The sequence below is a fragment of the Dictyobacter kobayashii genome, from assembly GCF_003967555.1.
Lineage (GTDB): Bacteria > Chloroflexota > Ktedonobacteria > Ktedonobacterales > Ktedonobacteraceae > Dictyobacter > Dictyobacter kobayashii.
On sequence record NZ_BIFS01000002.1, the window covers coordinates 2,776,111 to 2,802,325 of the forward strand.

Consider the following 26,215-nt stretch of genomic DNA (forward strand, 5'->3'; position numbering starts at 1 on the left):
CCTGCCGCAAGCGTGTTATTACAAGCAGGTAGCGATGTGATTGTTGTTCTGGATGGTAACGGTAATTTTGGACCAGTGTGGGGGAGTGAGGTTCGGCATGCACATGCAAAGTCAGCAACAATATAGGCAAGGTCTGAGCACCCAGGAGGTAGAGGAACGGCGCGCACGCGGGCTTGGCTGTGTGCCACCACCGGTCACTGGTCGCTCATACTTGCGTATTTTTCGAGAGAATGTATTAAACACGATCAACGTCATACTCTTCTCCATTGCCCTGGCGCTGGTTATCTTAGGACAATACCTCGACGCGCTTATCTCCGTTGGCGTGATCTCATTCAATATGATCATCAGCCTGGTACAAGAGATACGGGCCAAGCAGAAGCTTGATCGGATCGCATTGTTGACGCGGCCTAAAGCCACCGTTATGCGTGATGGCAAGGAGCAGCTACTGGAGCCAGAGGCATTGGTGGTTGATGATCTGCTGGTTGTAAAGCCAGGCGATCAGATCGTCGTTGATGGGCCGTTGGTCGGTGATGGTCAGCTTGAGGTCGATGAATCGCTGCTGACCGGTGAATCGAACCTGATTGCCAAGCGTGAAGGTGACATGCTCTACTCAGGAACGTTTTGTGTGACGGGAAGCGCCCTGTATCGCGCGGAGCATGTGGGTGTGTATAGTATGGCAGGCTCTCTTACTGCCAGGGCCCGGGCCCATCGCGAAGTGTATACTCCCTTGCAGCGTGAGGTCAACCTGGTGATTCGGATCTTGCTCTTTATTGCCCTGTTCCTGGAATTACTGCTGATTGCCTCCTCCTTTGTCAGCTTCATTCCAATCGTAGAAACCGTACGAATGGCCATGGTGATTATCGGCATTGTACCAAACGGATTATTCCTCTCGATTAGTGTAGCCTATGCCCTGGGTGCGGTGCGTATTGTTGGAAAAGGGGCCCTGGTGCAGAAGTTTAATGCCATCGAATCGCTCAGCCATGTTGATGTGTTGTGCCTGGACAAGACAGGGACGCTCACCGCAAACAAGCTTGAACTGGCCTCACTGTATCCCTATGCGACCGATAAAGCAACCTTGAGTGCCCTGCTCGGCAGCTATGTTGCTCATACATCAAGTCGCAATGTGACGAGCGAGGCCATTGGAGCCGCATGCCAGGAACAGACTATCAGTGGATTGCACGTGTGCCAGGAGATTCCTTTTTCATCTACCCGTAAGTGGAGTGCGCTGGTCATAGATGATATAGCCTTGCGTGGAGTCTACGTTCTGGGCGCTCCAGATGTGCTTCGTCCCTTGCTAGTGCCCGACAGCGATCTGGGAACCTTCGTGGCCGAAGAATCCCGGCATGGGCTACGTGTGTTACTCCTGGCCCATTATCCTGAGCCAGTTCAAATTCAGCAGTATGCGGGCGAGGCACGCTTGCCACAGGGATTAATTCCACTTGGCGCAATCAGCCTGCGCGATACTTTGCGGTCCGAAGCACGTGAAACCGTGGCACAATTTGTGGCCCTGGATGTACAGATCAAAATTATCTCTGGCGATCATCCACAAACCGTGAAGGCATTGGCTATGCAGGTGGGTCTGGACAGTCATGTCAAGGCCATTACTGGGACCGAAATCGACGCGCTCGACGATATGCAATTCGCCCAGGTGGTCGAAGAGACAACGATATTTGGCCGCATCACGCCTGGACAAAAGGAGCGCATCGTCCAGGCATTACGTCATCACCACCACTATGTCGCGATGATCGGTGACGGCGTGAACGATGTTCTTTCCCTCAAGCAAGCAAACCTGGGCATTGCCATGCAAAGCGGCAGCCAGGCAACGCGTGGAGTCGCTGACCTGGTCCTACTGCAAGATTCATTTGCCGCGTTGCCACATGCCGTGCGAGAGGGCCAGCGCATCCGCAACGGCATGCAGGATATTCTGAAACTCTTCCTGGCGCGTGTTGCCTCAATAACGCTGCTGATCATCTCCATTGCTTTTATCGGCAGCTTCCCTTTCCAGCCCCGGCAGACCTCCTTACTAACACTGCTCACGGTCGGAGTACCAGCGCTTGCCCTGGCCTACTGGGCGCGCCCCGGCCGGGTAGATCGTGATAACCTGTTACGTATGTTAACGCGCTTCGTGTTTCCAGTTGCTGTGACCACCTGCCTGATTGCCCTGGGTGTCTACCTCTCTGTATTGATACCGGCCTCAATGAGACTTCCAGAGCCTGCTAATCCCTATCGTGAAGGTGCGCTTCCTTTGGCCCAGACCGCCCTCACAACCTTTTTAGTTTTCTGCGGCTTAATCTTGCTGCTCTTCCTGGAACCACCAATGCGTGCGAGAGCCGGGAAGCAGGGAACGTATAGTAACTGGAGGTTCCTGGTGCTCGTCCTGGGACTGTTCACCTGCCTACTGATCGTTCTTGCCATGCCACCGCTACGATCGCTGTTCAACCTGCAGGCATTGAACGCACTATCCTACTTGATCATTGTAGGAGCTGTACTGTTATGGTCCACTATACTGTGGCTCATCTGGCATTTCCGGCTGTTCGAGCGTATGATGCAAATATCAGAGATGTCTGATCCTTAATGATAGCAAGAGGGAATAAACTTCTTCCTCTGAATTTGCATTGAGTATGGTAATAAGAATATGGGCAGTAACTTCAGCTGACGGCTCAATTTGTCCATTTGATGGTTCAAGTGTTGGCATGCAAATGACCTCTTAAATAGTGGTCTCTAAAATTTGGAAGTCGCCGGGCTCCATCATAAAAGGAACGTGTTCCGTATTATAAATAGTTTGGATATTAGCGTTCATCAATGTTTGAAAATGCGTAGAGAATGTGAGTGGATGAATAGGAGGATAGAGATGAAGATTGCCCAGGTAGCTCCGCCCTGGATAGAAGTACCGCCTAAAACATATGGCGGAACAGAGACAGTCCTGCATACGTTGGTGGAAGAGCAAGTAGCGCAGGGGCACGACGTAACCTTGCTCGGGCCAGCTGGTAGTCAAACCTCAGCAAAGCTTGTCCCTTTGATTGAGCATAGTTTGCTGGAAGAGGGATTTTCGTGGCATGACACTCAAATTGAACGAGACTATCTACAGAGAGCGCTGGAGTACGTTTACGATCATACCTTTGATATAGTACACACGCATCTATCGTCGGGTGGAGATATGTATTTATTTCCACTGCTTGCGAATGCACATATCCCCCATATTACAACCCTGCATAGTAATCTGCCATTCGAGCCAGCAGAAGTGCCGATAGACATAAGTCAGGAAGATATCGAGCGCTACACTGCACATGTCCCGATCGTAGCGATAAGTGAGCATGCGTGCCAGAGCCAGGGTCTCCGCTTGAATTTTATTGGAATTGTGCACCATGGCATTTCGTTAGAAAAATATCCCATGACAACTGATCGACCGAATGACTATTTTATGTGGCTCGGTCGTTTCGTGCCTGAAAAGGGTCCGCACCTGGCTATTCAAGCATCCAAGCAGGCCCAGGTACCATTGATGCTGGTTGGAACCATCAGCCAGGGGTACGAACAATATTATAAAGATACCGTTGAACCCTGTACACATAAGAAGCAAATAACTAATTATGGGCCAGCCTCGTATGAGGAAAAACTGACGTTGATGGGTTTCGCCCGTGGTTTTCTCAATCCCATTACATGGGAAGAGCCGTTTGGCATGGTGATGATCGAAGCCATGGCTACAGGCTGTCCGGTCATTTCGTTTGCACGTGGAGCGGCTCCTGAGATTATAGCAGATGGAGAAACAGGCTTTCTGGTCAATAGTCTGGAAGAGATGGTTCAGGCTATGGGACGTATAGATGAGATCGAGCGGGAAAAAGTAAGGGGCTATGTTCAAGAGCATTTTTCGTGCTCGGCGATGGCGCGTAAATATACTGATATATATCAAAAAGCTATTCGTCAGTTTTTGCCTTGATGAGTTTATGGGTAGTGTGTGGCACCTTTGAATACGTGCACATACGCGCCCGAACTGTTTTTTATGGCGGTTGGTAGAAAATTTGCAGCGCAAATTTTCTACCAACCGCCATAAAACCTATTTGGGTAGTAAACAAGGTTTACAATTTCCCTTACGCCTGAAGCAGGAGAATCATTCTCCAGCGTGATGTGTATTGAGGTGTTGGCGAATGGCAATGGCCGCAGCCGCCCCCTCACCCGCCGCGCTGACCAGTTGTTTGGTGCTGCCCGCACGCACATCGCCAGCTGCAAAAATACCTTCGATAGTTGTCTGGAAATCTGATCCTGTGCGTACAAAACCCTGAGCATTGGTGGCAACTGTTGTGCTAAACGGCTCGTTATTGGGCTGGAGACCGATAAAGATAAAAGCCGCGGCGGGATGTAACTCCTCTTGTTTTCCAGTCTTTATATCCTTGACCACCAGCGTCGTAAAACGATTATTCTCGCCCTTAAACTCTACAATCTCAATGTTATAACGCACCTTGATCGCGGGGGTAGAGAGAGCTTTATCTATCGCGAGCTTACTGGCGGAGAGGCGGTCTCCTCGCACGAGGATGGTCACCTGAGGACTAAAACGTGTCAGGAAGACTGCCTCCTCTACGGCGCTATTGCCGCCACCGACCACCACGACATCACGTCCCTTATAGAATGGTCCATCACAGGTAGCACAGAAATGAATACCTGCGCCAATATACTCACTTTCACCAGCCACATCCAGGCGTTTATAGCTAGAGCCTGTGGCAAGTAAGACAGCATTGCAGCGATAGCGTACCCATCCTCGGTCTCAACGAAGTGTGCATCAAGATCATTTCCTACTCGCACAACATTCTGGGCCGAAATCATCTCGACGTCGAAACGCTTTGCCTGCTCAATCACACGTTCGGCGAACTCACCTCCCGTCACGCCTTGAGGAAAGCCGGGATAATTGTCCAGACGCTCGGTAATGCCCGCCTGTCCGCCCAGGCTCGAACGCTCGATCACCAGCACATCATAGCCATCGCGAGCAATATAAATAGCGGCGGTGAGGGCCGTTGGTCCGCCCCCTACAACAATCAAATCATAAAAGGTACAACGTGCCTTGATATCCAGCCCCAGTTTCTCGGCAAGTTCCGCATTCGATGGCTCTATGAGCACGCTCTGATCGTCAAACACAATGGTTGGGATCGACATGCCCCTTTTTGCAGCTCACGCACATATTCCTGTGCCTTTTCGTCCTCTTCGATGTCGATAAAGTCATAGCGTACTCGTTGTTCGCCCAGGAATTTCTTGCTCCGCTTACAATCGCTACACCAGTTAGTACCATACAGCTTAATAGTCATATTTGACCTTCCCCTGCTTATTTTTATGACATCCTCTTACCACTACACAAAAGACAGTTAATGGTTTTCCACCGGTTCCCACCAGATGGATGGCTACCCGTTGAAGCCTGTGGTAATTCCATAGTTCTCCACTTCCATGGCAAGTATACACGTATGCCAGCCCTCCAGGAAAGTGTGGCAGGTATGTACTGGCATTGTGTTTTTCGTGCAAATTGGGGTATGTTATAATTGATTCTCATCGATCTATTCGTGGTTACCTGAGAGAAGTAGAAACGTATGAATCATGAGTATGTAAAATTCTGGCAGGACGCCACATTGAGTAACCTTGAACTACTCCACGCGACCTATGTTAAGCACACCTTTGCTCCCCATACTCATGAAGGTTATGTGATAGGAGTTATTGAACAGGGCGCGGAGCAGTTTGCGTATCGTAGACGCCAACACATAGCGCCGGTCGGAAGCATTGTGTTTATCAATCCTGGCGAAGTGCATACCGGTTCGGCCGCAGCCGAGCATGGCTGGACCTATAGGACACTCTATCCATCGATTGAGCTCTTACAGCGTGCGGTTTCTGATCTCACCGGGCGACCGCGTGAGATTCCTTTCTTTGCTGAACCAGTAGTTCACGATCCTGAAATGATGGCCGAGATCTCCCTCACACATAGAGCTCTGGAAGAGCAGGCGTCGGTCCTCGAACGTGAATCGCGAATGTTATGGACCCTTGCGCGCTTAATTGTGCGCTATGCCGACGATCATCCCCGTCCTCGTCCGTTCGCTAAAGAGCATATGGGTATTCAGCGTGTCCGCACCTATCTCGAGGAAAACTACGCCGAGAATATTTCGCTCCAACAGTTGGCCGTGATTGCTCAACTCAGCCCGTTTCACCTGCTGCGCTCGTTTAGAAATCAGGTAGGTTTGCCTCCTCATACCTATCAGATACAAACACGTATCAGGCATGCGAAGTCTTTGTTAGGCATAGGGTTGTCCTGTGTAGACACAGCAATAGCCGTGGGCTTTGCAGACCAGAGCCATTTCACCAAACATTTTAAGCGTATTGTTGGTGTTCCCCCCGGACTATACGGCTCAATCCGTAATTCGTGATCCATAATTTGTAACAAAATAGCAATATCAGACAAGACAGCTTCTTTCTTGTCTTTTATAATGATCCCATGAAAGCACCACATTCTGAGTTTTTACATGGTATCAGGGACGAACTTCCCATCCTGTTGGGTGTGCTCCCTTTTGGTATGATCTATGGAGTGTCAGCGATCAGTGCGGGTATCCCGGCGAGTATCGCGCAGGCCATGTCATTCATCGTCTTTGCAGGATCGGCACAATTTGTAATCGCTCAGTTGATCGCGGTTGGCACGCCTGCTCTTGTCGTTATCCTGACAGCTTTTATCGTGAATATCCGACATATGCTCTACAGCGCGTCAGTATCTGCCTATACCCGCAAGCTTCATCCCCTCTGGAAGTGGCTGCTGGCATACCTCTTGACCGACGAGGCGTATGCAGTGACCATCTTGCACTACCAAAAGCCGGGAGACGACGGGAAGAAGCACCGATATTTTTTGGGGGCCGGGCTGGCATTGTGGACGACCTGGCAGTTAAGTACCGCTGCCGGTATTTTTCTGGGTGGGCACATCCCTGCGAACTGGTCACTGGACTTCACCTCTACGCTTACTTTTATCGCTCTTGTTGTGCCCGCGCTCAAGGATCGCATGAGTACAGCTGCCGCCCTGGCCTCGGGGTTGGCCGCGCTACTCGTCATTGCGCTACCGCTGAAACTAGGGATAGCGGTCGCCGCCCTGGTTGGTATCGCTGTTGGACTTATTTTAGAGTTGAAGAAAACAACGTCCTTATCGTAAGGAGACCAATATGTCGCAGGAATGGCTCTGGATAACTATTATCATTATTGGACTGCTGACCCTGGGAATTCGCCTATCCTTCATTGTGTTCATGGGTAAGATGCAGGTCTCGCCCATAGTGCAGCAAGCTCTACGTTTTGTGCCAATCGCAGTACTGTCCGCACTCATCTCACCTGCGCTCTTCTTCCCCCACGGTTCACTAGAGGTATCGTCGAGTAACATCCGCCTTATAGCGGGAATTCTCGCGATACTGATCGCCTGGCGGACAAAGAACGTCCTGCTGACAATCTCAAGTGGCATGGCTTGCTTACTTATCTTGCAGATATTTGTGTCACTTCATTAGTGGGTGTGAAAACACACATAAGGTTGGAACAACGCTCTCTACAGGAAACAGTAGAGCAGGGAATGAGAGGCAAAATTCGGAGAATTTGCTCTTTTTGTGTATAGATACTCCACTGATATGCATGCACTTCAGGGCGGAATGGTTTACAATAGTATACGGTACCTCCCTTCAAAATCGAACAAGATACTTTTGTATCCGCTAGAAGGTGGATTTTATTGATGAGTGAACGACATTCTCTCCCGGCCGGACTGGAACGCCGCAAAGAAGACTATCGGCTGATTACCGGCCATGCCGCCTATGTTGATGATGTACGTCTCCCGGCAGGCCGTCCTGCGCCACTCCAGATGGCAGTTGTGCGTAGTCCATACGCACATGCGCGTATCAATGCGATACATCTTGATGAGGCACGAGCCGTCCCCGGTATTGTGGCTGTATACGCAGGTGTTGATCTGGTTCAGCATTTGCCCTTGATCGAGGCACTTTTCGGCCACATGGCATCTGACCTGAAAAAGCCCGCACGGCATCCTCTGGCGGTCGAAAAGGTACGCTACGTGGGTGATCCTGTCGCGGTCGTCCTGGCAGAAGACATCTATGCCGCGCTCGATGGACGCGATCTGATCGAGGTTGATTACGAGCCCCTGCCCGCCATCACTGATCCTGAACAGGCGCTGTCCCCAGATGCCCCTTTGCTTTATGAAGAACTGGAGAGCAATGTCGTCCTGCGAACCCAGACGCACGGTGGTGATATCGCGGCAGCCTTCGCTCAAGCGGAACACACCGTCACATTACGACTGGTGAATCAACGCCTCGCCCCCTCGTCGATAGAGCCACGCGCCTGCCTGTTCGATTTTGATGCAACGCACCAGCAATTGACCGCCTGGATTTCATCGCAATCAGTCTTTCAGGCACGTAGTATGCTGGCTCGTTTTCTAGATCTGCCGCAGGAAAATATTCAGGTTCATAATGCGGATGTTGGTGGTGCCTTTGGTGCGAAAACGCTTTTTCTAGGTGAGGAGATTATAGCAGCAGTTCTGGCCAAAAAATTTGCTCGCCCGGTCAAATGGATTGAGGATCGCAGTGAGAATTTGCAGGCACATATGCATGGGCGTGGGCAGATCAATTATGTCGAAGCCGGCTACACCTCAGAGGGCCGCCTGCTCGCGCTCCGTGTCTTTAGCGTGGGTGATATTGGTGCATTCCTCTACAGCATTGGGCCCCTCCTCCCTCTGTTTTCGTCGAGTATGCTAAGTGGTGCCTACCAGATTCCGGCCATCGAATGCCAGATTGTCTCTGTACTCACGAATAAAGTACCAACGGGGCCCTATCGAGGAGCGGGGCGCCCGGAGGCAGCCTACATTGTCGAGCGGACAATCGAGCGCATCGCCCACGAATTACAGCTCGATCCGGTCGAGGTGCGGCGTCGCAATTTGATTTCCCCGGATGCCTTCCCTTATTACACGGCGGGGGGCCTTGTTTACGATAGCGGCAATTATCAGGCAGCGCTGGATAAGGCGCTGGCCCTATCCGATTACGCAGGTTGGCGCGAACAGCAACGCCAACAGCGCACACAACCCTCTACTAAGCTGCTCGGTATTGGCGTCTCAACCTTCATTGAAACAACCGGTGGGCCATCTCGTCGACAGGGACTAGAAGAGGCTGCGACGGTACGCATTCTACGCGATGGGACGATCCTGGTTCAAAGTGCGGTTGCCCATAATGGTCAGGGTCACATCACAATCTTCTCGCAGATAGCAGCGGAAGTCTTTGAAGTCCCAGGATCACAGGTTGAAGTACGCTTGAACGATGCCTCGCTCCCAGGTTATAGTACCGGCACGAACGCCAGCCGTATCACCCAGATATCCGGTTCGGCGATTTATCTGGCCGCACAAAAAGTTCGGACGAAGGCTTTCCAGGTTGCCTCCCAGGTGCTCGAAGCGTCCATGGATGATCTGACACTGGAACAGGGACATATCGTTGTACGTGGCGTCCCTTCACGTACGATCGCGTTGGGTGAGTTGGCGCACATGGTTGAAGCGCAACCAGGCCTGATAGAGCATGAGCCTCCCAATCCCGCCAATAACATCCCATCGAGGGACTGGCCGCATGGCACGATTTCGCTTCAACTGGCACGGCCATCGCTTCGGGAACGCATATCGCCATTGTCGAGATCGATAGCGATACGGGAAACCTTGAGATTCTACGCTATATCGCCGTAGACGATGCGGGCCACATCATCAACCATTATCTCACAGAGGCGCAGATACATGGATCGCTGGCACAGGGAATCGGGCAGGCCCTCTTCGAGGAAGTTGTCTACGACGACGAGGGGCAAAACCTCACCGGCACGCTGATGGACTATGCACTCCCAACATCGGCTCAGTTACCAAACTTTGAGTTGGACCTGATCGAGACGCCATCCCCGCTGAATCCCCTGGGGGCCAAAGGTATCGGAGAATCCGGAACGATCGGCGCCCCACCCACGATTGTGAATGCTGCACTGGATGCTCTAGCCCCCTGGGGGTCAAAACTATTGATATGCCGCTGACACCAGAAAAGCTGTGGACCACCATCCAGTCTGCGAGACAAGGTACGCTCCAGCAGCCAGAACCAGAACCGCCTGCGTTCTTCCGTTGAAGGGAATTCCTTCCTTTTACCTCTTCCTCGTAGAATGGCTAGTTTCTGTCAGAGAAATTGCGAACTCTATAGGATTTGGGATTCTTCGTTCCGACAAAACCCTTGAGAGGAGGTGTAAAATGGAAATAACGATGATCGTAGAGTTTGTGTTGCGATTGGGTGAGGATTCCTGATTGGATTAGAGCGGCAGTGCCGATCATGCACCGCCGTTTTTTTCTTCCCATGTGGAATGAGAAGAAAAAGGAGTTCCTATGAGTAAGGCATTCAAAGCACAAGACGCCCCTTCCCTGGAGGAACGGCTCAAGCAGGGTCAGGCACTACGGAAGCTAGTGCCGCGCAGCAATCATACTCAGTGGGAGCCAGCAGAGGGGCGTCCCGACCCCGTCAATGTCCTTGAAGCATCCAATCGTTCTCGCCTGGCCCAACTGGTTCCTATTCGATACAGCCGGATGCTGCTCTCCCCTTTGCTTTTTTGCGCGGTTCCGCGCTCATTATGGCGCTCGATCTGGCAACCACTCCCTCGACCGGCATTCATGTCCAGCTCTGTGGGGACGCACACCTCGCAAATTTTGGCACCTATGCTACGCCGGAACGCCTGCAGGTATTTGATGTCAACGATTTTGACGAAACCCTGCCGGGACCATGGGAATGGGATATCAAGCGACTCGCGGCGAGCATTGTGCTCGCGGGGCACTCACTGAGTTTCTCTCAAGCTATCGTGAAACAGGCTGTAGTACGTTGTGTCCAATCGTACCGTGAACGCATGTGGACATATGCCTTTATGCCTCCCCTTGATGCCTGGTATTCTCAAATCAATGTCGAGCAAATGCTCCGCCAGATGCATCCTACGGAGCGACGCTCTATGCGGCGCGAACTCAATAAAGCGCGGCAACGCACGGCTATCCAGGTTTTCCCTAAGCTAGCTGAGCAGGTGCATGGTCACTTTACTATCAAAGATGAGCCACCATTTACTATGCACCTTACCGACAGGGAGATAGTCGGTGAACTGAAAGAAGTGATGCAGACCTACATGGCCTCACTCCCCGATGATCGACAACTCCTGCTGAGTCGGTATCATCTGGTGGATTTTGCCCTGAAAGTCGTGGGTGTTGGCAGCGTTGGCACACGCTGCTATATCGCCTTGCTGGTGGGAGAAGATGGCACAGATCCATTGTTCCTTCAAATGAAGGAAGCACAAACTTCGGTGCTGGAACCCTATCTTGAACGGAGCCGTTATAGCAATCACGCCCAACGAGTTGTCTGTGGGCAACAACTCATTCAGGGAGCCAGCGACATCTTTCTCGGCTGGACGAGTAGCCCAACGCGCGACTACTATGTGCGTCAACTGCGTGATATGTCGGGCTCGCCACATCTTGAGCACATGAAGGTGGGTGATTTCATCACGTATGTGAGCCTGTGTGGGTGGGCACTTGCCCGCGCGCATGCACGTTCTGGCGACCCAGCGCTGATCAGCGGCTACCTGGGCAAAAACGATGTATTCGATCAGGCTCTTGTTACCTTCGCTCTGAGCTATGCAGTGCAAGTCGAACGAGATCACGCGGCTCTCGCCACTGCTGCAGAGGCAGGCCGCATCGCGGTTTCGGCCAATGGAGAAGCGTCCCACGAGGAAGCAACGGTCTAAAGTGTCACCTCAGCGCCTGGTTGGTAAATAAGGTGACGAGTGGGCAATCGGCGCGAAGAGTGAGCAGTTCAACTACTCACCATGTGCGAAGCTGCTCCACATCCCACCTCATCCGTCTCTCTCCCGTAAATTGGCTGCTTTTCCGAAACCGACCCATCCGCCAACTCAACCTGCTCAGAGATGAGCAAGGATCTCATCGACAACGGATACTAGAGGCTGTGTAGCATCGACGGGAATAGCTCCGTCTTCGACGGTTCGGTGCGTAAACCCTTCAAATGTTCGCAAAATCTCTTGCAATTCCTCCGGGTGCATGCCGTAATCTCCAGGGTGCCGATTTTGGAGGCGTTGCGTCAGCGTGGTAGCATCGATAGTCAGGATGAAGATTTTGGCAAACATCGGGTAGAACTCGTGCTGGTTGTCAGAGGCACCTGTAAGAAACACATCCTTACAAGTATCGAGGATCTCGCGCAATCTGGCAGCATCCCACATCCAGCCGGTTTCCGCATAGTGGTCCAGTTTTTCAGCAAGCGGCTTGCCTATGGCAGGGTCAATGTGAGAGGCGAGCGTCACATCAGCATCATAGGCAAGATATCCACGCCTTCGCAGTTCGGCAGCCAGACTTGATTTGCCCGTGCCCGCTTCGCCGGTAATGAGATAGGCTGTCATACGTTACCTGTTCCCTTTCCTTTCCAGGGAGAACGCAATTTACAATACCCAAGAGAGCATACCAGATAGGAAGCGGCTTTTCCAGGCGGCGCATTCCCTATCCTTCCTCTTCACACCGATTGCTCACCCGTCACCTTAAAATCTGCTCACTTGTCGCCTTATTTACCACTGATGAACCACGGGAATACATGCATAAGACACGATACAGATAGTTAGTGCCCAGACTCTTCAGTAAGATCGGTTTGTTGTCCGTCAAACCAGGTGTGAAGGCGCAGGATTTGCTCCATTTTTTCGAGTGCGGCATCATCTAATGAGTTGAACAGGCTCAGGTACATGATATCGACCAGGCCGAGCATGGATGTGCGTGCCGAGATACGTAAATTACGCTGGAATACGGTCGATTCGCGAGGTGTGGCCACCAATTTGATATCGGCGTAGCGCGCCAGGGAAGAGTGAGGGTTGCCAGTGATCGCAATGGTGGTTGCCCCTTGTTGATGGGCCAGACTAAATGCTTTGATTGTTGCCCTGGTTTCACCCGCGTACGAGAAGGCGAGCGCGACATCCCGACTGGTTAAGAGCGCCGCCGAGGAAATCTGATTGGATATATCCGGTAGCCAATTCACTGCTAGCCCCAGGTTCAGAAAGCGATTGTAGGCATCGAGTGCCACCGATGCCGAGATGCCAAGAGCATACAGATCGACGCGGCGAGCTTGTTGGATCGCTTCAATAGCTTTCTCTATGTTCTCAGTATCCAGGCTTCTCAGTGTCGTCAGGAGTGCATCGATATTTGCGCTGATAGCCTTGTTGGCAATATCTTGCAAGGTATCGCCGCGTGCGATAGCCGCGTAATTGAGGTGCAAGGGAGAGTTTACTTCCGCCGCCAGATCAAGTCGAAAGGCTTTGAAACCGCTATAGCCGAGCGCCTGACTGAAGTTCGAGAGCGTCCCCTGGCTCACCCCGATTTCTCTGGCTAATTGATCGGTTGGCAGGCGCAGGACCTGGCGTGGATGCTCCAACACGTACGCACCAATCTGCCTTTCCGCCGGCGACATAAGGGAAAGATTCTGACGTAGCTGATTGAGCAGACTGCGGGCCGGGCTGCCCATCGCGTCCGGCTCATTCCCAGCCGCGCTGGCAGGATTTGTATTTTCGCAACGGCCCCTGGTCTGTTGCCGGTTGGACATGTCTATCGGGTTGTGCTGGGCGTCTTCCATAAGGTATCCTTAACGTACTAACTTTCTATTGTTCCAACTTAACATACGCGTAAAGTCTGGCGGAGCAAAGGGCAGACAGCCAGGCGACGGACTTGTGTGCGTCCTTTGTTCCGCCTCTGGTAAAGATTGGTTGCGGAAATTACTTTTGCTGATACTGGCTCAAAAGCGTGCGCGCAATCGCACGTTTATGCACCTCGTCGGGACCATCCACGATATGCATAGTACGGCCATGCGCCCACATCAAGGCCAGCGGGAAATCGTCGCTCAGGCCAGCGGCGCCAAAGACCTGAATGGCACGATTAACCACATTGGTCAGCATCTCTGGCACCACAACCTTGATCATCGCAATCTCCTGCTGGGCAGCTTTTTTGCCTAGATTATCAATCGTCCAGGCTGCCTTAAGAGTCAAAAGGCGCGCCTGTGCGATCTCCATTGCGGATTGCGCAACCCAATCCTGAATCATACCTTGTTCGCCCAATGGTTTGCCAAAGGCCACGCGAGTATTCGCCCGCTGGCACATCAATTCCAGAGCATACTCCGCCGCACCGATAGAGCGCATACAGTGGTGAATGCGTCCTGGTCCCAGGCGCGCCTGAGCAATGGCAAAACCGCTATTTTCCTCACCCAGCAGATTAGAGGCGGGTACATGTACATTCTCAAAGAGTACCTCGCAATGGCTCTCATTATCCATATAGCCCATCACCGGTAGGCTACGCACCACAGTCACACCAGGTGTATCCCTGGGCACAAGGATCATACTCTGCTGGCGATGGCGATCGGGATTATGCGGATCGGTCTTGCCCATCACGATAAAGATCTTACAGCGCGGACGTCCAGCTCCGGAAATCCACCATTTCCTCCCATTGAGCACATACTCATTGCCCACGCGGAGAATGGAAAGCTGGATATTCGTGGCATCGGAACTGGCCACCGCCGGTTCCGTCATAGCGAAGGCCGAGCGGATTTCACCATTGAGTAAAGGTATCAGCCATTGCTGTTTCTGCTCAGGTGTGCCAAACTGGGCCAGGATCTCCATATTGCCTGTGTCAGGTGCGGCACAATTAAACACCTCGGGTGCCCAGGTAACGCGTCCCATCAGTTCGGCCAGAGGCGCGTATTCCAGATTGCTCAGGCCCGCGCCATATTCAGTATCCGGAAGGAATAGATTCCACAAGTTCTGCTTTCTGGCGCGCTCTTTCAGCTCATCCACAATCTCAACATGATGATGAGGATCGTTCGCAGCTGCGAGTTGGTCGCGATAGGTTTGCTGATGGGGGTAGATATCGCGTTCCATAAAGTCGCTAATCTGCCGGTAGAGGTTTTTGACTTTTTCTGAGTAGGCAAAATCCATAAAGTGGCCTCCATGGCGAAAAATTACGATTCATTGTAGTTTGCATGTACATTTAAGGAGAACCAGTTCACAACGCTGAAATCAGATTGTGTTACTTCTACGATACCATAGAATTGATAAAATATCAATATATTGCCTGGAAACAGAAATATTTAATAGTTTCTCATTGACATTGCAGCACGAGTATGTTATTGTTGGAACAATAGAAAAATAGTATAGTACAGTCCAGACATTCTAATAGCAGCATATATTCATTCAATGGAGAAGGAGAATGAGATGAAAGCTCTACTATGCAAAGAGTTTGGCCCGGCGGAGAAACTGGTACTGGAGGATATCGTGCCGGTTGAGCCTGGCGAAGGGCAGGTGGTAGTAGAAGTCAAAGCCTGTGGCGTCAATTTTCCCGACACGTTGATCATCGAGGGCAAGTACCAGTTCAAGCCAGACATGCCCTTTGCGCCCGGAAGTGATGTGGCCGGAATTGTCACAAAAGTTGGCGAGGGAGTAAAGCGCACGAAAGTGGGCGACCATGTTCTGGGCGTGTTAGGCTGGGGAGGTTTTGCCGAGGAGGTCGTGGCGAACGAGGAGAGTCTGATTCATCTTCCATCGAGCCTCAATTTTGTTACAGCCTCCGCCTTCGCCATGCCTTATGCAACCTCGTACTATGCGCTCAAAGACCGGGCCAGACTGCAGCCGAGAGAGACTTTGCTGGTGCTAGGAGCGGCTGGTGGTGTGGGTCTGGCGGCAGTAGAACTAGGTCACTTGATGGGAGCAAAGGTCATCGCAGCAGCTTCGAGCGACGAGAAACTGGCCGTTTGCCACCAATACGGAGCGGATGAACTGATCAATTATAGCCGCGAAGATCTCAAGGTGCGCCTCAAAACGCTGACGGGTGGGAATGGAGTGGATGTTGTCTATGACCCGGTTGGTGGTCCTTACTCGGAGATTGCGCTGCGCAACACAGCCTGGGGAGGCCGCTTCCTGGTCATCGGCTTCAGCAACGGAGAGATTCCACGCATCCCCCTCAACCTGGCACTGCTCAAAGGCTGCTCTATCATCGGAGTGTTCTTTGGTTCATTCGCGCAGCGCGACCCCAAACATACCATGCAAAACTTCCGTCAGCTGCTGATGTGGATCGACGAGGGGAAGATCAAGCCTCTTATCTCAGCCACCTTCCCTTTGGAGCAGGGTGCTGAAGCCATCAAGCGGATCGCCGCGCGCCAGGTAATGGGTAAAATTGTAGTCGTTGCCGATCACTTGTAGTGCTTGATTGAGTGGTATTGTTGAGATAAAAGCTTGTCACGTCATGATTATTTGAAGTAGCTGGACGAAACTCGAAGAGAAGAGGCTTCACTATGGGAGATAGACTCAAGGGCAAGGTTGCCCTGATTACCGGGGCAGGTAGCGGCATCGGACGCGCGACCGCCTTGCTATTCGCGCGCGAAGGAGCGCGGGTGGGTGTCGGCGACCTCAATCCTGATGGCATTGCTGAAACGGTGCGGTTGGTTGTGGAGCAGGGAGGGGCGGCCCTGGCTTTGCCGCTCAATGTCACAGTGGCTCAAGAGGTGGATGTGGCGGTCAAAGCCACCGTTGAGCACTTTGGCGCTCTGCACGTTCTATTTAATAATGCTGGAACGGGTGAAAGGCATACCTCACTGATCAAGTTAGAAGAAGACGAGTGGGAGCGCGTCTTCGCAGTGAACGCGAAGGGGGTGTTTCTGGGGCTGAAATATGGCGCGGCAGCGATGCTGAAGGCCGGAGTGAGCGGTTCGATTATCAATACGGCGAGCGCAGCCGGGATTGTGGGCAACCCTGGCTATGCCGCCTACTCCTCTTCAAAAGCTGCCTGTATCCAACTCACCCGCACAGCAGCCCTTGAACTGGCCCGTTCAAATATCCGTGTGAATGCTATTGCGCCTGCTTTTACAGCAACGCCCATGCTTGATACGATGACCTCTACGTATCGTGATCCCGTGCTCGCGCAGCAAAAACTGAGTAGCATTATTCCGCTGGGCCGGCTCGGGACAACTGACGATATTGCGAATGCGGCACTCTTCCTGGCGAGCGACGAAGCGAGCTTTATGACTGGCGCGGTGCTGGTCCTGGATGGTGGACTCACCGTACAATAGATAGCGTGAGATACCTACAAAATCATCTTCACGTCAGTTTGCGCGCCTTTGGCACGCAAACTGACGTGAAGATCACGGAGATATAGAACAACAATGAGTGTCATTGTATTTATAACTACCAATCCATACCTCGTAGCGAAGGTACAACGAGTGCTATATACCTACGCCCCTAGACCATTCCCCACGTGAATTGCTCCCAGCCCTGGATCTGGGTCACGTTTGCATCAAGGGGCGTATTAGCCTGGTCAGTGCGTGCGCTCACATAGTTGTTATTAGCCACGGCTTGTAGTGCGACCGTCCCATTGCTCTGTGGGAGCCATACGAATTCTTCCCATGCTTGCACCTGGGTAGCAACTGCCTCCAGAGGCGAATTGGTTTGATCTTTGCGCGCGCTCACATAGTTGTTATTGGCATGTGCCCTCAGAGCAATGAGTCCATTGCCAGCATCAACCACGTCGAACTCCTCCCAGGCCTGTACCCGGGTCACGTTTGCATCCAGAGGCGTATTGGCCTGGTCAGTGCGGGCGCTCACATAATTGTAATTATTGGTAGTCTGGAGCCAAATAGTGTGACCAATGGGAGCTCCAGAGCCGCCACCAGTGGAGCCGTTGGCGGTATAGACGCGAACATAGTCAACATTCATATGGGCCCCCGACTGTGTTGAGCCGGTGGGATACCCCGGCCAATATCCACCCATCGCCACGTTCAAAATGATGAAAAAACCATGATCGACTGCATTGGCCCACGTTGTGGCATCCATCCCAGGGTTGTTGGAAGCGACATGCCAAAATTCTGTCCCATCGAGATACCAACGAATCTCCTCAGGAGAGGTGCTGCGATCTACAATGACGGTGTAGGTATGGAAGCCTGCCTGACAGGTTGTTCCCTGGCAAGGGGTATTGCCGCCCAAACCGTTTGTTTCGTTACAAGGGCCGCCGGGATTTACGCCACAGTGCAGCGTGCCATACTCCACATTAGTCCCATTGACGCTCTCCATAGCGTCAATCTCACCAATATTGGGCCATACGCCGCCATTGCGTATACCAGAGCCAAGCATCCAGAAGGCGGGCCAGTAGCCCTGAGCAGCCGCGCCAGTTACATTGGGCAGCTGGATAGAAGCAGTAACTTCTAGCTCTCCGCCTGCCGGGGCTGCAAAGCTACTGTTCGTGGTTTCGATACGTCCCGAAGTCCAGGAACCGTTATTATTGATGGCCTTAATTGCCAGATTGCCATTTCCATCCTGATAGATATTGGCTGTGCTATTTGTATCCGTCTCCTGTTGATTGTTGCCCCAGCCTGTACCAAGATCAAACTGCCATTGCGAATCCACTGGCGAATTGGCGGAGCCGTTGAATTCATCGTTCCAAATTTCGTTCCAGGAAGCTGCGTGGGCTTTTGGCGCCGCGCTAAAAGGCGCAATGGTCAGAGTAGTTCCCAGGATCAAGGCGAATACACTAACAGTCAGTAACGCAATGCGACGAGCAACGAATTGCATGTATTTCTGCTGACCTGTAGGCATGAGGTACCTCTTATGCGCAAACATGAAAATCTCCTCTTCAAGATAAAACTTGAGTTTATAAATGTCTATGCGGCTCTGAGGTTCAATGTGGCTGATTGTAGGGACGCACCAATGGTAACACCTTGATTGGGAACAGAATATTTACGGGGAAAAGAAGAGGTGGCATGCATATTGCTCACATCCTTGTTCGTATAGCCACTGCCGTCACGAGGCTGGCGAGTACAAGCCCGCCCACTGCAATAAAAAACCGGGACCCTCCGAAAAAGTTCCATAAGGCATTCCTCCTTGATATGCCCAGATAATAGCAAAGATAGGCATCTTGCCTTATCTGCATTACTTATGCGAAATACCTCGTGCATCAACGGCCAGAAAAAAGATAAGATATCCAGACCATGAAGTACGTTGTATTCCTCGGGAACCTATCTGCATAAAATATACCTTTTTTCGTGTTATATGTCAATACATCTAGACCACTAGACCAGAGTTTCTCAAAAATCCAAATCCATCAACAATATACCATCCAGGCATTCACGGGCCAGCCGTTCCAGCCCGTCGCAACATTACATAGGTACCCACAGCACGCAGTACCTTTGAGAATAGTATATCTGAATTTGACCCGCTTTTATGGCTCTTCTGCATCTCCCGTGCTCAGCGATAAGGCAAAATAGAGTTGAGTGAGTTTGATTTGTAGAGGCTACAAAAGCGGGCCAGGCTCACTCTTACAAGCACCTCTAATAATTATATGTATGTTAGGTTTTGCTATAGACAAAAAATTATACATAGGTTATAAATTGCTTAGATGCTGTTAATGATGCTTATAGCGTAGAAAAAAATCTTAAGGATGAGAGGCTCACTCATGCAGCAAGCAAAAGCATATCTTCAGCGCCATCCTGTTAGCAGTTACTTTTGTATGACGTATACAATCTCCTGGTTGGGGGCTCTGTTGGTTGTGCTACCGACCGTGATTCAGGGCAGGGCGATAACGCAGATTAATGGGTTGCTGATGTTTCCGGTGCTGCTTCTTGGTCCCAGTGTAACGGGGATTGTCTTGACTGGCATGCTCGATGGTCGAGAGGGCCTGCGAGAGCTCTTCTCACGGATAGGCCACTGGCGCGTAAATGTGCGCTGGTATGCAGCAATACTTATTCCTCCAGTGCTTGTCCTGGCTGTGCTCTTCTCTCTGCATGCGTTGCTCTCGTCAAGCTTCAGTCCGCATCTCAATCCCAAAGGGATTCTCTATGGCATCGTTCCGGGGTTCCTTGAGGAGATTGGCTGGATGGGTTTTGCCTTTCCCAGGATGCAAAGAGGGCGAAGCGTGCTCTCTGCTGGCCTCCTACTTGGGCTGCTCTGGGGTATATGGCATCTACCCGTTATTGATTTTTTAGGTGCTGCGTACCCGCATGGTATGTTCTGGCTGTCCTTTGCTCTCTCCTTTATTGTGGCTATGATGGCGATTCGCCTCCTGATTGTCTGGGTCTATTCTCATACACAAAGCATCTTGCTTGCTCAACTTATCCATATAAGCTCGACGGGCTCCCTGGTGGTGTTTAGCCCACTATTTATTACGCCAGCGCAGGAGGCGCTGTGGTATGGCATCTATGCCGGAACTCTATGGCTGGCTGTTGCTCTTATCATTGTGTGCGACAGTAAGCACCTGGTATATGAGTCACCCTAACTTTTGAAAAAGTTTCCAAAACTGGGGTGCAGGGTCTTCCCTGCCGGGGCGCGGGGTGTCCCCGCGCCCGGCAGGGAGGGCTCGCCGCCCTCCTGCACCTCCCGCATTGGGAGCGCGAAACCCATTTTTCGGATTTTTCAAAAATCCGGGATGACTCATAAAAAGCAAGGTGAGATCATTCCTGAAGAGTACCTTCCCCACATCACTCCCCTGGGATGGGAGCATATTAACCTGATAGGGCAATATAGCTTTACCCATCAATCAGGTCGTTCACTGGACAATCTGCACCCACTGCGTCTGCCTGATATTTAAAGCGAATTTAAGGAGAGAGTTAGTAGGGTTCAGGCCAAGATATTCATTGGATGTGTGCAAAAATTGTTTCGCCCCTTGATGATAACGGGTCAAGACCACAGTGTGAAATCACACAGGCGCGTAGCCTGTAAGGCTCCCCCACATGCGCATGGATATCCATGGCATCTTTTTTGGCGTGTCTTCGTGATATATATATAATGTATATGTTTACGCACCATCACCACCACACATGGCATCGCCTACTGTAAAATTGTGATTGTCGTGGATGATGATATTGATCCTTTCGACCTGAAACAGGTGATGTGGGCGCTCTCCACGCGCTTCACTCCGAGCAAGGACCTGGTGGTTGTGCCAACGGCTTCCATCATTTCGCTCGACTCGAGTTCTGATCCACCGGGCATGAGCCATAAACTGATCCTTTTTTGTCCCTATGTTATCATCCAGTCAGCACTATTTTGACGCTAATAAGAAATGTGAGACCGCATAGCAGAGCATAGCAGATAGGTGAATGTATAGGAGCAGGCATGCTGAACCACAATTCCAACGTCTCCGCGGCCAAAGATACACGCTTTGTGTGTGTACGCGGCGCACGTGAGCACAATCTGAAGAATGTGAACCTTATCATTCCCCGTGATACCCTGGTGGTATTTACAGGTGTATCCGGCTCAGGAAAAACCTCTCTGGCATTTGGGACGTTGTATGCTGAAGCAGAGCGCCGTTATCTTGAATCCGTCTCTCCTTATGCGCGGCGTTTATTTCACCAGATGCCCGTGCCTAAAGTAGATGAAATTGAAGGACTTCCCCCGGCGGTGGCGCTGCAGCAACAACGAGGGCTGCCTACCACACGTTCTACGGTGGGAAGTGTGACGACGTTGTCAAATTTGTTGCGCATGCTCTATTCACGTACAGGGGACTATCCACCTCACGTGAAGTTTATGGACTCGGAATACTTTTCTCCCAACACACCCATGGGGGCATGCCCTGTTTGCCATGGATTAGGCAGAATATACGATGTCACAGAACGTTCCATGGTTCCGGACGATTCCCTCACTATTCGCGAACGGGCAGTGGCGGCATGGCCAACCGCCTGGCAGGGACAAAATCTCCGCGACATCCTAGTGTCGCTGGGTCACGATGTAGATAAGCCGTGGCGCGAATTACCAAAGGCAGAACGTGACTGGATATTGTTTACGGACGAGCAACCAGTGGTACCTGTCTATGCGGGCTTTACGCCCGAAGAGGTCAGAGAAGCCCACAGACGGAGGATGGAACCGAGTTATCAGGGTACGTTCACCAGTGCAAAGAGGCATGTGATGCACACATTTGCGAATACAGAGAGTGCGTCGATGAAAAAAAGAGTCGCGCGCTACATGATCAGTAGAATATGCCCGAATGCCATGGGAAGCGGCTGAGAAAAGAAGCACTGGCTGTCAAATTTGACGGGCGGGATATCGCTGAAATGGCCCGGCTGCCACTAAAGCAACTGGCAGTCATAATGGAGTGGTATGCCACTGGGAGGGCGTTTAAGAAGAAGGAGATAGAGTTCCATCCTGAGCGTGTCGCGGTTGCGCAGCAGATTGCGCAGAATCTATATGCGCGCCTGTCACTATTACTGGACCTTGGCTTAGGATATCTGCTGATGGAGCGGAGTTCACCAACGCTTTCCCCTGGCGAGCTACAACGGTTGCGCCTGGCCACGCAGATCTACTCCAATTTATTTGGTGTTGTCTATGTACTGGATGAGCCTTCCGCGGGACTGCATCCAGCCGATATCGCCGCACTGCTAAGAGCGCTGGATAAACTCAAAGCCGCAGGCAATTCCCTGTTTATTGTAGAACATGATCTTGATGTGATTCGCCATGCAGAATGGGTGGTCGATGTCGGACCTGGCCCAGGAGACCAGGGGGGTCAGGTGCTCTATAGCGGCGAACTTCCCGGTCTTGCAAAGGTCTCCGCATCCAGCACGCGCCGCTATCTTTTTTGCGAAGAGAGAATGCCATATCGCGAACCGCGCAAACCCCACGGATGGTTCATTCTGGAGGGCATCGCACGAAATAACCTCAACCAACTTGACGTTGCCTTTCCATTGGGGGTGTTCGTCACCGTCACGGGTGTCTCAGGATCGGGAAAGTCCAGTCTGGTGAGCCAGGCGGTGGTGGACCTGCTATCAGCCCGCCTGGGTTACGAAGCGCCTGCGCCAGAAGAGGGTGAAGAACTGAGGCAGCCGGAACCAGTGAACGAAAGCGGTAAGATTACAGCAGGAATGGAAAACATCAAACGATTGGTCGTGGTGGACCAGAAACCGATTGGCCGCACGCCCCGCTCTAATCTTGCCACATATACCGGCTTATTTGACCACGTGCGTCAACTGTTTGCAGCTACGAAGATGGCAAAGGCACGTCGTTATGACGCGGGGCGCTTCTCCTTTAACGTGCCGAAGGGACGTTGCGCAACCTGCCAGGGAGAGGGTTCGGTAATGATAGAACTCCTTTTCCTCCCAAGTGTGTATGCGCCGTGTCCTACCTGCCACGGCGCGCGCTATAATGCGAAAACGCTGGAGATTGTCTATCGCGATAAAAACATAGCAGATGTGCTGGCGATGACGGTAGATGAAGCAAAGGCCTTTTTTCAGGAGGAGCCACCTTTACAGCGTTCCCTGGATGTATTGCGTGAAGTCGGGGTGGGATACCTGCGCCTGGGGCAGCCAGCGCCAGAGCTCTCTGGCGGTGAGGCGCAACGTATCAAGCTCGCGACGGAGTTGCAGCGTGCGGGAAAGGGATATACATTGTACATATTGGATGAGCCTACGACCGGCCTGCATCCCGCAGATGTAGATAAACTGATGATACAGCTCAACAGCCTTGTGGATGCCGGAAATACTGTGATCGTGGTCGAGCAAGATATGCGTATGGTGGCCAGCAGCGATTGGGTCATAGACATCGGTCCGGGCGCGGGAGACGAGGGAGGGAAAATCGTAGCGGCAGGCCCGCCGAGCAAGGTGGCAACCATAAAAGAAAGTAAGACAGCACCCTACCTGGCGGCGTTTATAGGAAATTGACATCGTAGCCTTGCACCTCAACCCGCCATAACGCATCAAGAACTGATGTTGTCAGCCTGCGCTTTGCCTGGCATCCAGTCATGACATTATCACCGGTGGTAACGTATGTTACAAAGCAAAGATTGGCACCACCAGTGCACGGCACGCGCATGATATTTGTTCGCGGACTCCTGCTCCGGATCAGACCTCTTCCTTTGTGAAAACACGATCTCGCCCAAAGGGAGTAAAGCTCACACTTATTGATTGGTCAGGCCGTGGCTGGTGAACCAATCGGCTTCGTGCCCTGGCTCAGGCAGGATCGCACCCAGTTCCATTGCGTTGCTCCCGGGAATCTCCATAACCGCTAAGAAGAGTTGCTCGTCCGTCAGACCAGTGGCGTTTTTGTACATGGTCCAGAGATCGTTTTGCAACTGTGCCCTGACTTCTGTGCTGCGGCCCGCCCGAATGATGCCTAGTATAAAGGCGTTGACGGCAGGCCTGCCGCTTGCAAAGATACTCTCGGGCGCTACTGTCTCGAAAATGACCCGCACAAAGCTCGCGGGAGCCCCGGTGTAGGTTGTATGGATACGAGTGATCTCCGTGGCGATAAAGGCCCGCTGTTCAGTGGAGAGGGTTCCTTCCTGCGTTATACATGTATAGAGTGGCATGATAGCCTCCTTCATATGGTAACTCGTCAAGAATGTGCCTATCCGAAAAACTTTACGGCGTTCCATTGCCAAAACACGCTTTGGAGAATCACAAAGCTACGGGTCGTATGGGCGAAATTGACGAAACCAACGCCAATTGCGACGCCCCACATCTATTGCTGATTCTTACCCACATTTTACAAATGGAGGTGAAAAGCGAGGTGAGCCCCCTCAAGTAGCGTTTGCAATTCAAGCCAGCCTTTCCAGATGGTTCGCCACCCAGGCGTGCCACCTCTTTCCAGATGGTGCCCACGGTCATCGAGGCAAATCGAAACCTACACCTAAGATTGCTATTGTTTTGCTTTTGACACATAAACATGCAGGAATTATCCAAAATTGGACGATTTATGGTTTAAAACTGCGAAAAGATTGCATCTGTTCTGTGCACACAAGTGACTCAAGCAGCAAGAACAGGCTAAGCGGGCCAGGGCTGCCCAGCATGTGGAGCGTGAGCAACGCGAACGTGAGGCTAAACACAAACGCATGCAACAAGAGCAGGCCAGAATTTACTTGGCTTGTTAAAGCATGATAAGCTGAGCAATGTGTACATAGTGGAATGAAGCTGTTGGAGTTGCGGCAATTATCTGGCGAGAGAGCTTTCCCTCCTTTGGCGCGCCCAAACCAATTTCGAGGAAACGAGACGAGGAGAAATGCCCTCTGATCAGCAGAGGAATTGCCAAAAAATCAACAACTTCGTTCCACTATGTACAGATTACAGAACCTCGATGATCCTCTCTTCGTTGACAGTCGCGCGCAAAGCCTCAGCTTTCGGGTGCGCGGCGCGCTCATGGACGGGCGAAGTGGGCGTCCGATCGATCAGCAAACTGAGTAGTTCGGGGCGGCTGTAGTGACCGCGCGCGTCCATGAGTCTCTTGCGAGCGTCGATCTGAGTGAAGTCAAGATCGGCAATCACTTCACCTTCACCAGCTGTAAGAGGCTCGCCAATGATCTGGCCTTCGGGGTTGATAATGGTGGTGAAACAGCCGCCGGAAATCGGCCCGATAGCACAACCCGTATCCTTCATGATCTGAGCCTGCTGATCGGCATCGAGCCACGCCGTCGCGTTGACGACAAAGCAGGCGGATTCGAGGGCGTGCTGGCGGATGCTCACTTCTATCTTCGCCGCGAACCCCGGACCGGCGAACGATCCGGGATACATCGCCGAGTGGATCTGTTCGCCATCGGCAATCATCGCGTAACGTGCGAGCGGCTGGAAGTGCTCCCAGCAGGCGAGCTGTCCGATGCGCCCAACGGCGCTCTCGACGGCGCACAGGCCCGAGCCGTCACCCTGGCCCCAGACTATCCGCTCATTATAGGTTGGCGTAATCTTGCGGCGGCGCTGGATCAGCGCCCCGTCCGCGTCGAAGAGCAACTGCGTATTGTAGATCGAGCCGCCGTCTCGCTCATTGACGCCGATCGAGACGACCATGTTCGCCTCCTTTGCGGCCTCGCCGATCGCACGGGTCTCGGCAGACGGGACCGTGACCGACTCTTCGAGCAGACGCTGATGCTCCTTCCCCAACTCGTACGGTGCCTGCACGTAGGTGAAATAGGGGTAGTAGGGAACGACGGTCTCAGGGAAGGTCGCGAACTGGACGCCCTGTTTGCCCAGCTCACGGATCTTCTTCACGACCTTCTCAACGGTACCCTGGCGGCTGTACAGCACGGGGCTGATCTGCACGGCGGCGGCTTTCACGATGGTGTTCATGGTATGTTCCTTTCAAGTTAACGTTACGGAATTCATTACGCTCTGTGTTGTATACACAACATTAGGGCTGCTTTCTTTACGAGCTTGACACGACGGAATGTGTTCCATTGAATATTGTATAT

21 protein-coding genes and 2 pseudogenes are annotated in these 26,215 nt (G+C 52.1%); 14 read left to right on the forward strand and 9 right to left on the reverse strand.

Annotated elements, in window-relative coordinates; all coding sequences use genetic code 11:
- The first annotated feature begins 97 nt into the window (after nucleotides 1-97).
- Nucleotides 98-2,575 carry a cation-translocating P-type ATPase gene (locus EL645_RS38690; protein ID WP_161978051.1) on the forward strand — a complete coding sequence of 826 codons (2,478 nt, stop codon included), beginning with the start codon at nucleotides 98-100 and terminating at the stop codon, nucleotides 2,573-2,575.
- A gap of 276 nt (nucleotides 2,576-2,851) precedes the next feature.
- Nucleotides 2,852-3,934, forward strand: a complete 1,083-nt coding sequence (locus EL645_RS38695) for a glycosyltransferase family 4 protein (RefSeq protein WP_161978052.1) — start codon at nucleotides 2,852-2,854, stop codon at nucleotides 3,932-3,934.
- 171 nt (nucleotides 3,935-4,105) lie between these two features.
- Here the strand turns inward: EL645_RS38695 and EL645_RS45035 are convergent, their stop codons facing one another.
- From EL645_RS45035 to EL645_RS43705, 3 genes are read right to left on the reverse strand one after another with little or no spacing between them, the layout of a single operon-like run.
- Nucleotides 4,106-4,684, reverse strand: coding sequence for an NAD(P)/FAD-dependent oxidoreductase (locus tag EL645_RS45035; RefSeq protein WP_126557676.1), 579 nt, complete (start codon nucleotides 4,682-4,684; stop codon nucleotides 4,106-4,108).
- A complete protein-coding gene (locus EL645_RS45040) occupies nucleotides 4,570-5,142 on the reverse strand; it encodes an NAD(P)/FAD-dependent oxidoreductase (RefSeq protein ID WP_281276476.1) in 573 nt (190 codons plus the stop codon). The genes EL645_RS45035 and EL645_RS45040 overlap by 115 nt, the downstream gene beginning before the upstream one ends.
- Complete coding sequence (locus EL645_RS43705) at nucleotides 5,097-5,291, reverse strand: glutaredoxin family protein (protein WP_246035727.1); 195 nt, start codon at nucleotides 5,289-5,291, stop codon at nucleotides 5,097-5,099. Before EL645_RS43705 ends, EL645_RS45040 begins: the two co-directional genes overlap by 46 nt.
- 276 nt (nucleotides 5,292-5,567) lie before the next feature.
- Here EL645_RS43705 and EL645_RS38710 point away from each other — a divergent pair, with 276 nt between their 5' ends.
- The 6 genes and pseudogenes from EL645_RS38710 (at nucleotide 5,568) to EL645_RS38730 (ending at nucleotide 11,778) form a co-directional block, all read left to right on the forward strand.
- Nucleotides 5,568-6,392 (forward strand): AraC family transcriptional regulator, encoded by an 825-nt coding sequence (locus EL645_RS38710; protein WP_126557677.1) that lies wholly within the window; start codon nucleotides 5,568-5,570, stop codon nucleotides 6,390-6,392.
- 68 nt (nucleotides 6,393-6,460) lie between these two features.
- Complete coding sequence (locus EL645_RS38715; RefSeq protein ID WP_126557678.1) at nucleotides 6,461-7,159, forward strand: AzlC family ABC transporter permease; 699 nt, start codon at nucleotides 6,461-6,463, stop codon at nucleotides 7,157-7,159.
- A gap of 10 nt (nucleotides 7,160-7,169) precedes the next feature.
- Nucleotides 7,170-7,502, forward strand: a complete 333-nt coding sequence (locus EL645_RS38720) for an AzlD domain-containing protein (RefSeq protein WP_126557679.1) — start codon at nucleotides 7,170-7,172, stop codon at nucleotides 7,500-7,502.
- 218 nt (nucleotides 7,503-7,720) lie between these two features.
- Nucleotides 7,721-9,718, forward strand: a complete 1,998-nt coding sequence (locus EL645_RS38725) for a xanthine dehydrogenase family protein molybdopterin-binding subunit (protein WP_281276477.1) — start codon at nucleotides 7,721-7,723, stop codon at nucleotides 9,716-9,718.
- Nucleotides 9,670-10,047, forward strand: a complete 378-nt coding sequence (locus EL645_RS46380) for a molybdopterin cofactor-binding domain-containing protein (RefSeq protein ID WP_503827034.1) — start codon at nucleotides 9,670-9,672, stop codon at nucleotides 10,045-10,047. The genes EL645_RS38725 and EL645_RS46380 overlap by 49 nt, the downstream gene beginning before the upstream one ends.
- A 340-nt stretch (nucleotides 10,048-10,387) precedes the next feature.
- Nucleotides 10,388-11,778 (forward strand): annotated as a pseudogene (locus tag EL645_RS38730) (DUF2252 domain-containing protein).
- 174 nt (nucleotides 11,779-11,952) lie between these two features.
- Here the strand turns inward: EL645_RS38730 and EL645_RS38735 are convergent.
- The 3 genes from EL645_RS38735 to EL645_RS38745 form a co-directional block, all read right to left on the reverse strand.
- Nucleotides 11,953-12,444: an AAA family ATPase gene (locus tag EL645_RS38735; protein WP_126557680.1), complete on the reverse strand. Its 492-nt coding sequence runs from the start codon at nucleotides 12,442-12,444 to the stop codon at nucleotides 11,953-11,955.
- 212 nt (nucleotides 12,445-12,656) lie between these two features.
- The gene (locus tag EL645_RS38740; protein WP_126557681.1) at nucleotides 12,657-13,658 is read right to left on the reverse strand and encodes a MurR/RpiR family transcriptional regulator; all 1,002 of its coding nucleotides are present in this window, start codon (nucleotides 13,656-13,658) and stop codon (nucleotides 12,657-12,659) included.
- A gap of 139 nt (nucleotides 13,659-13,797) precedes the next feature.
- Complete coding sequence (locus EL645_RS38745; RefSeq protein WP_126557682.1) at nucleotides 13,798-15,009, reverse strand: acyl-CoA dehydrogenase family protein; 1,212 nt, start codon at nucleotides 15,007-15,009, stop codon at nucleotides 13,798-13,800.
- A gap of 276 nt (nucleotides 15,010-15,285) precedes the next feature.
- On the opposite strand from EL645_RS38745, the gene EL645_RS38750 reads away from it, so the two are divergent.
- Nucleotides 15,286-16,269, forward strand: a complete 984-nt coding sequence (locus EL645_RS38750; RefSeq protein ID WP_126557683.1) for an NADPH:quinone oxidoreductase family protein — start codon at nucleotides 15,286-15,288, stop codon at nucleotides 16,267-16,269.
- A gap of 92 nt (nucleotides 16,270-16,361) precedes the next feature.
- Nucleotides 16,362-17,135: an SDR family NAD(P)-dependent oxidoreductase gene (locus EL645_RS38755; protein WP_126557684.1), complete on the forward strand. Its 774-nt coding sequence runs from the start codon at nucleotides 16,362-16,364 to the stop codon at nucleotides 17,133-17,135.
- A gap of 169 nt (nucleotides 17,136-17,304) precedes the next feature.
- Here the strand turns inward: EL645_RS38755 and EL645_RS43715 are convergent, their stop codons facing one another.
- On the reverse strand, nucleotides 17,305-18,678 hold the full coding sequence (locus EL645_RS43715) for a glycoside hydrolase family 16 protein (protein ID WP_246035728.1): 1,374 nt from the start codon (nucleotides 18,676-18,678) through the stop codon (nucleotides 17,305-17,307).
- A gap of 886 nt (nucleotides 18,679-19,564) precedes the next feature.
- Between EL645_RS43715 and EL645_RS38765 the strand changes: the two genes are divergently transcribed.
- The 4 genes and pseudogenes from EL645_RS38765 (at nucleotide 19,565) to EL645_RS38780 (ending at nucleotide 23,699) form a co-directional block, all read left to right on the forward strand.
- Nucleotides 19,565-20,329 carry a CPBP family glutamic-type intramembrane protease gene (locus tag EL645_RS38765; protein ID WP_161978053.1) on the forward strand — a complete coding sequence of 255 codons (765 nt, stop codon included), beginning with the start codon at nucleotides 19,565-19,567 and terminating at the stop codon, nucleotides 20,327-20,329.
- Nucleotides 20,330-20,479: 150 nt separating this feature from the next.
- Nucleotides 20,480-20,641 carry a Tn3 family transposase gene (locus EL645_RS38770; protein ID WP_126557686.1) on the forward strand — a complete coding sequence of 54 codons (162 nt, stop codon included), beginning with the start codon at nucleotides 20,480-20,482 and terminating at the stop codon, nucleotides 20,639-20,641.
- A gap of 216 nt (nucleotides 20,642-20,857) precedes the next feature.
- A complete protein-coding gene (locus EL645_RS38775) occupies nucleotides 20,858-21,100 on the forward strand; it encodes a UbiD family decarboxylase domain-containing protein (RefSeq protein ID WP_281276507.1) in 243 nt (80 codons plus the stop codon).
- 65 nt (nucleotides 21,101-21,165) lie between these two features.
- Nucleotides 21,166-23,699: pseudogene (locus EL645_RS38780) on the forward strand (excinuclease ABC subunit UvrA).
- 236 nt (nucleotides 23,700-23,935) lie between these two features.
- Here the strand turns inward: EL645_RS38780 and EL645_RS38785 are convergent.
- Complete coding sequence (locus tag EL645_RS38785) at nucleotides 23,936-24,346, reverse strand: tautomerase family protein (RefSeq protein ID WP_161978054.1); 411 nt, start codon at nucleotides 24,344-24,346, stop codon at nucleotides 23,936-23,938.
- A 751-nt stretch (nucleotides 24,347-25,097) separates the two neighbouring features.
- Nucleotides 25,098-26,093 (reverse strand): nitrilase-related carbon-nitrogen hydrolase, encoded by a 996-nt coding sequence (locus tag EL645_RS38790; RefSeq protein WP_126557688.1) that lies wholly within the window; start codon nucleotides 26,091-26,093, stop codon nucleotides 25,098-25,100.
- Nucleotides 26,094-26,215 lie beyond the last annotated feature (122 nt).

Bases quoted from the DNA above. Each gene is read 5' to 3' on its own strand.
- EL645_RS45040 (WP_281276476.1), bottom strand. From the start codon at position 5,142: ATGTCGATCCCAACCATTGTGTTTGACGATCAGAGCGTGCTCATAGAG.
- EL645_RS38745 (WP_126557682.1), bottom strand. From the start codon at position 15,009: ATGGATTTTGCCTACTCAGAAAAAGTCAAAAACCTCTACCGGCAGATT.
- EL645_RS43705 (WP_246035727.1), bottom strand. From the start codon at position 5,291: ATGACTATTAAGCTGTATGGTACTAACTGGTGTAGCGATTGTAAGCGG.
- EL645_RS38765 (WP_161978053.1), top strand. From the start codon at position 19,565: ATGACGTATACAATCTCCTGGTTGGGGGCTCTGTTGGTTGTGCTACCG.
- EL645_RS38725 (WP_281276477.1), top strand. From the start codon at position 7,721: ATGAGTGAACGACATTCTCTCCCGGCCGGACTGGAACGCCGCAAAGAA.
- EL645_RS38710 (WP_126557677.1), top strand. From the start codon at position 5,568: ATGAATCATGAGTATGTAAAATTCTGGCAGGACGCCACATTGAGTAAC.
- EL645_RS38720 (WP_126557679.1), top strand. From the start codon at position 7,170: ATGTCGCAGGAATGGCTCTGGATAACTATTATCATTATTGGACTGCTG.
- EL645_RS38750 (WP_126557683.1), top strand. From the start codon at position 15,286: ATGAAAGCTCTACTATGCAAAGAGTTTGGCCCGGCGGAGAAACTGGTA.
- EL645_RS38695 (WP_161978052.1), top strand. From the start codon at position 2,852: ATGAAGATTGCCCAGGTAGCTCCGCCCTGGATAGAAGTACCGCCTAAA.
- EL645_RS38790 (WP_126557688.1), bottom strand. From the start codon at position 26,093: ATGAACACCATCGTGAAAGCCGCCGCCGTGCAGATCAGCCCCGTGCTG.
- EL645_RS38690 (WP_161978051.1), top strand. From the start codon at position 98: ATGCACATGCAAAGTCAGCAACAATATAGGCAAGGTCTGAGCACCCAG.
- EL645_RS38785 (WP_161978054.1), bottom strand. From the start codon at position 24,346: ATGCCACTCTATACATGTATAACGCAGGAAGGAACCCTCTCCACTGAA.
- EL645_RS38735 (WP_126557680.1), bottom strand. From the start codon at position 12,444: ATGACAGCCTATCTCATTACCGGCGAAGCGGGCACGGGCAAATCAAGT.
- EL645_RS43715 (WP_246035728.1), bottom strand. From the start codon at position 18,678: ATGTTTGCGCATAAGAGGTACCTCATGCCTACAGGTCAGCAGAAATAC.
- EL645_RS38715 (WP_126557678.1), top strand. From the start codon at position 6,461: ATGAAAGCACCACATTCTGAGTTTTTACATGGTATCAGGGACGAACTT.
- EL645_RS38740 (WP_126557681.1), bottom strand. From the start codon at position 13,658: ATGGAAGACGCCCAGCACAACCCGATAGACATGTCCAACCGGCAACAG.
- EL645_RS38755 (WP_126557684.1), top strand. From the start codon at position 16,362: ATGGGAGATAGACTCAAGGGCAAGGTTGCCCTGATTACCGGGGCAGGT.
- EL645_RS38770 (WP_126557686.1), top strand. From the start codon at position 20,480: ATGACTCATAAAAAGCAAGGTGAGATCATTCCTGAAGAGTACCTTCCC.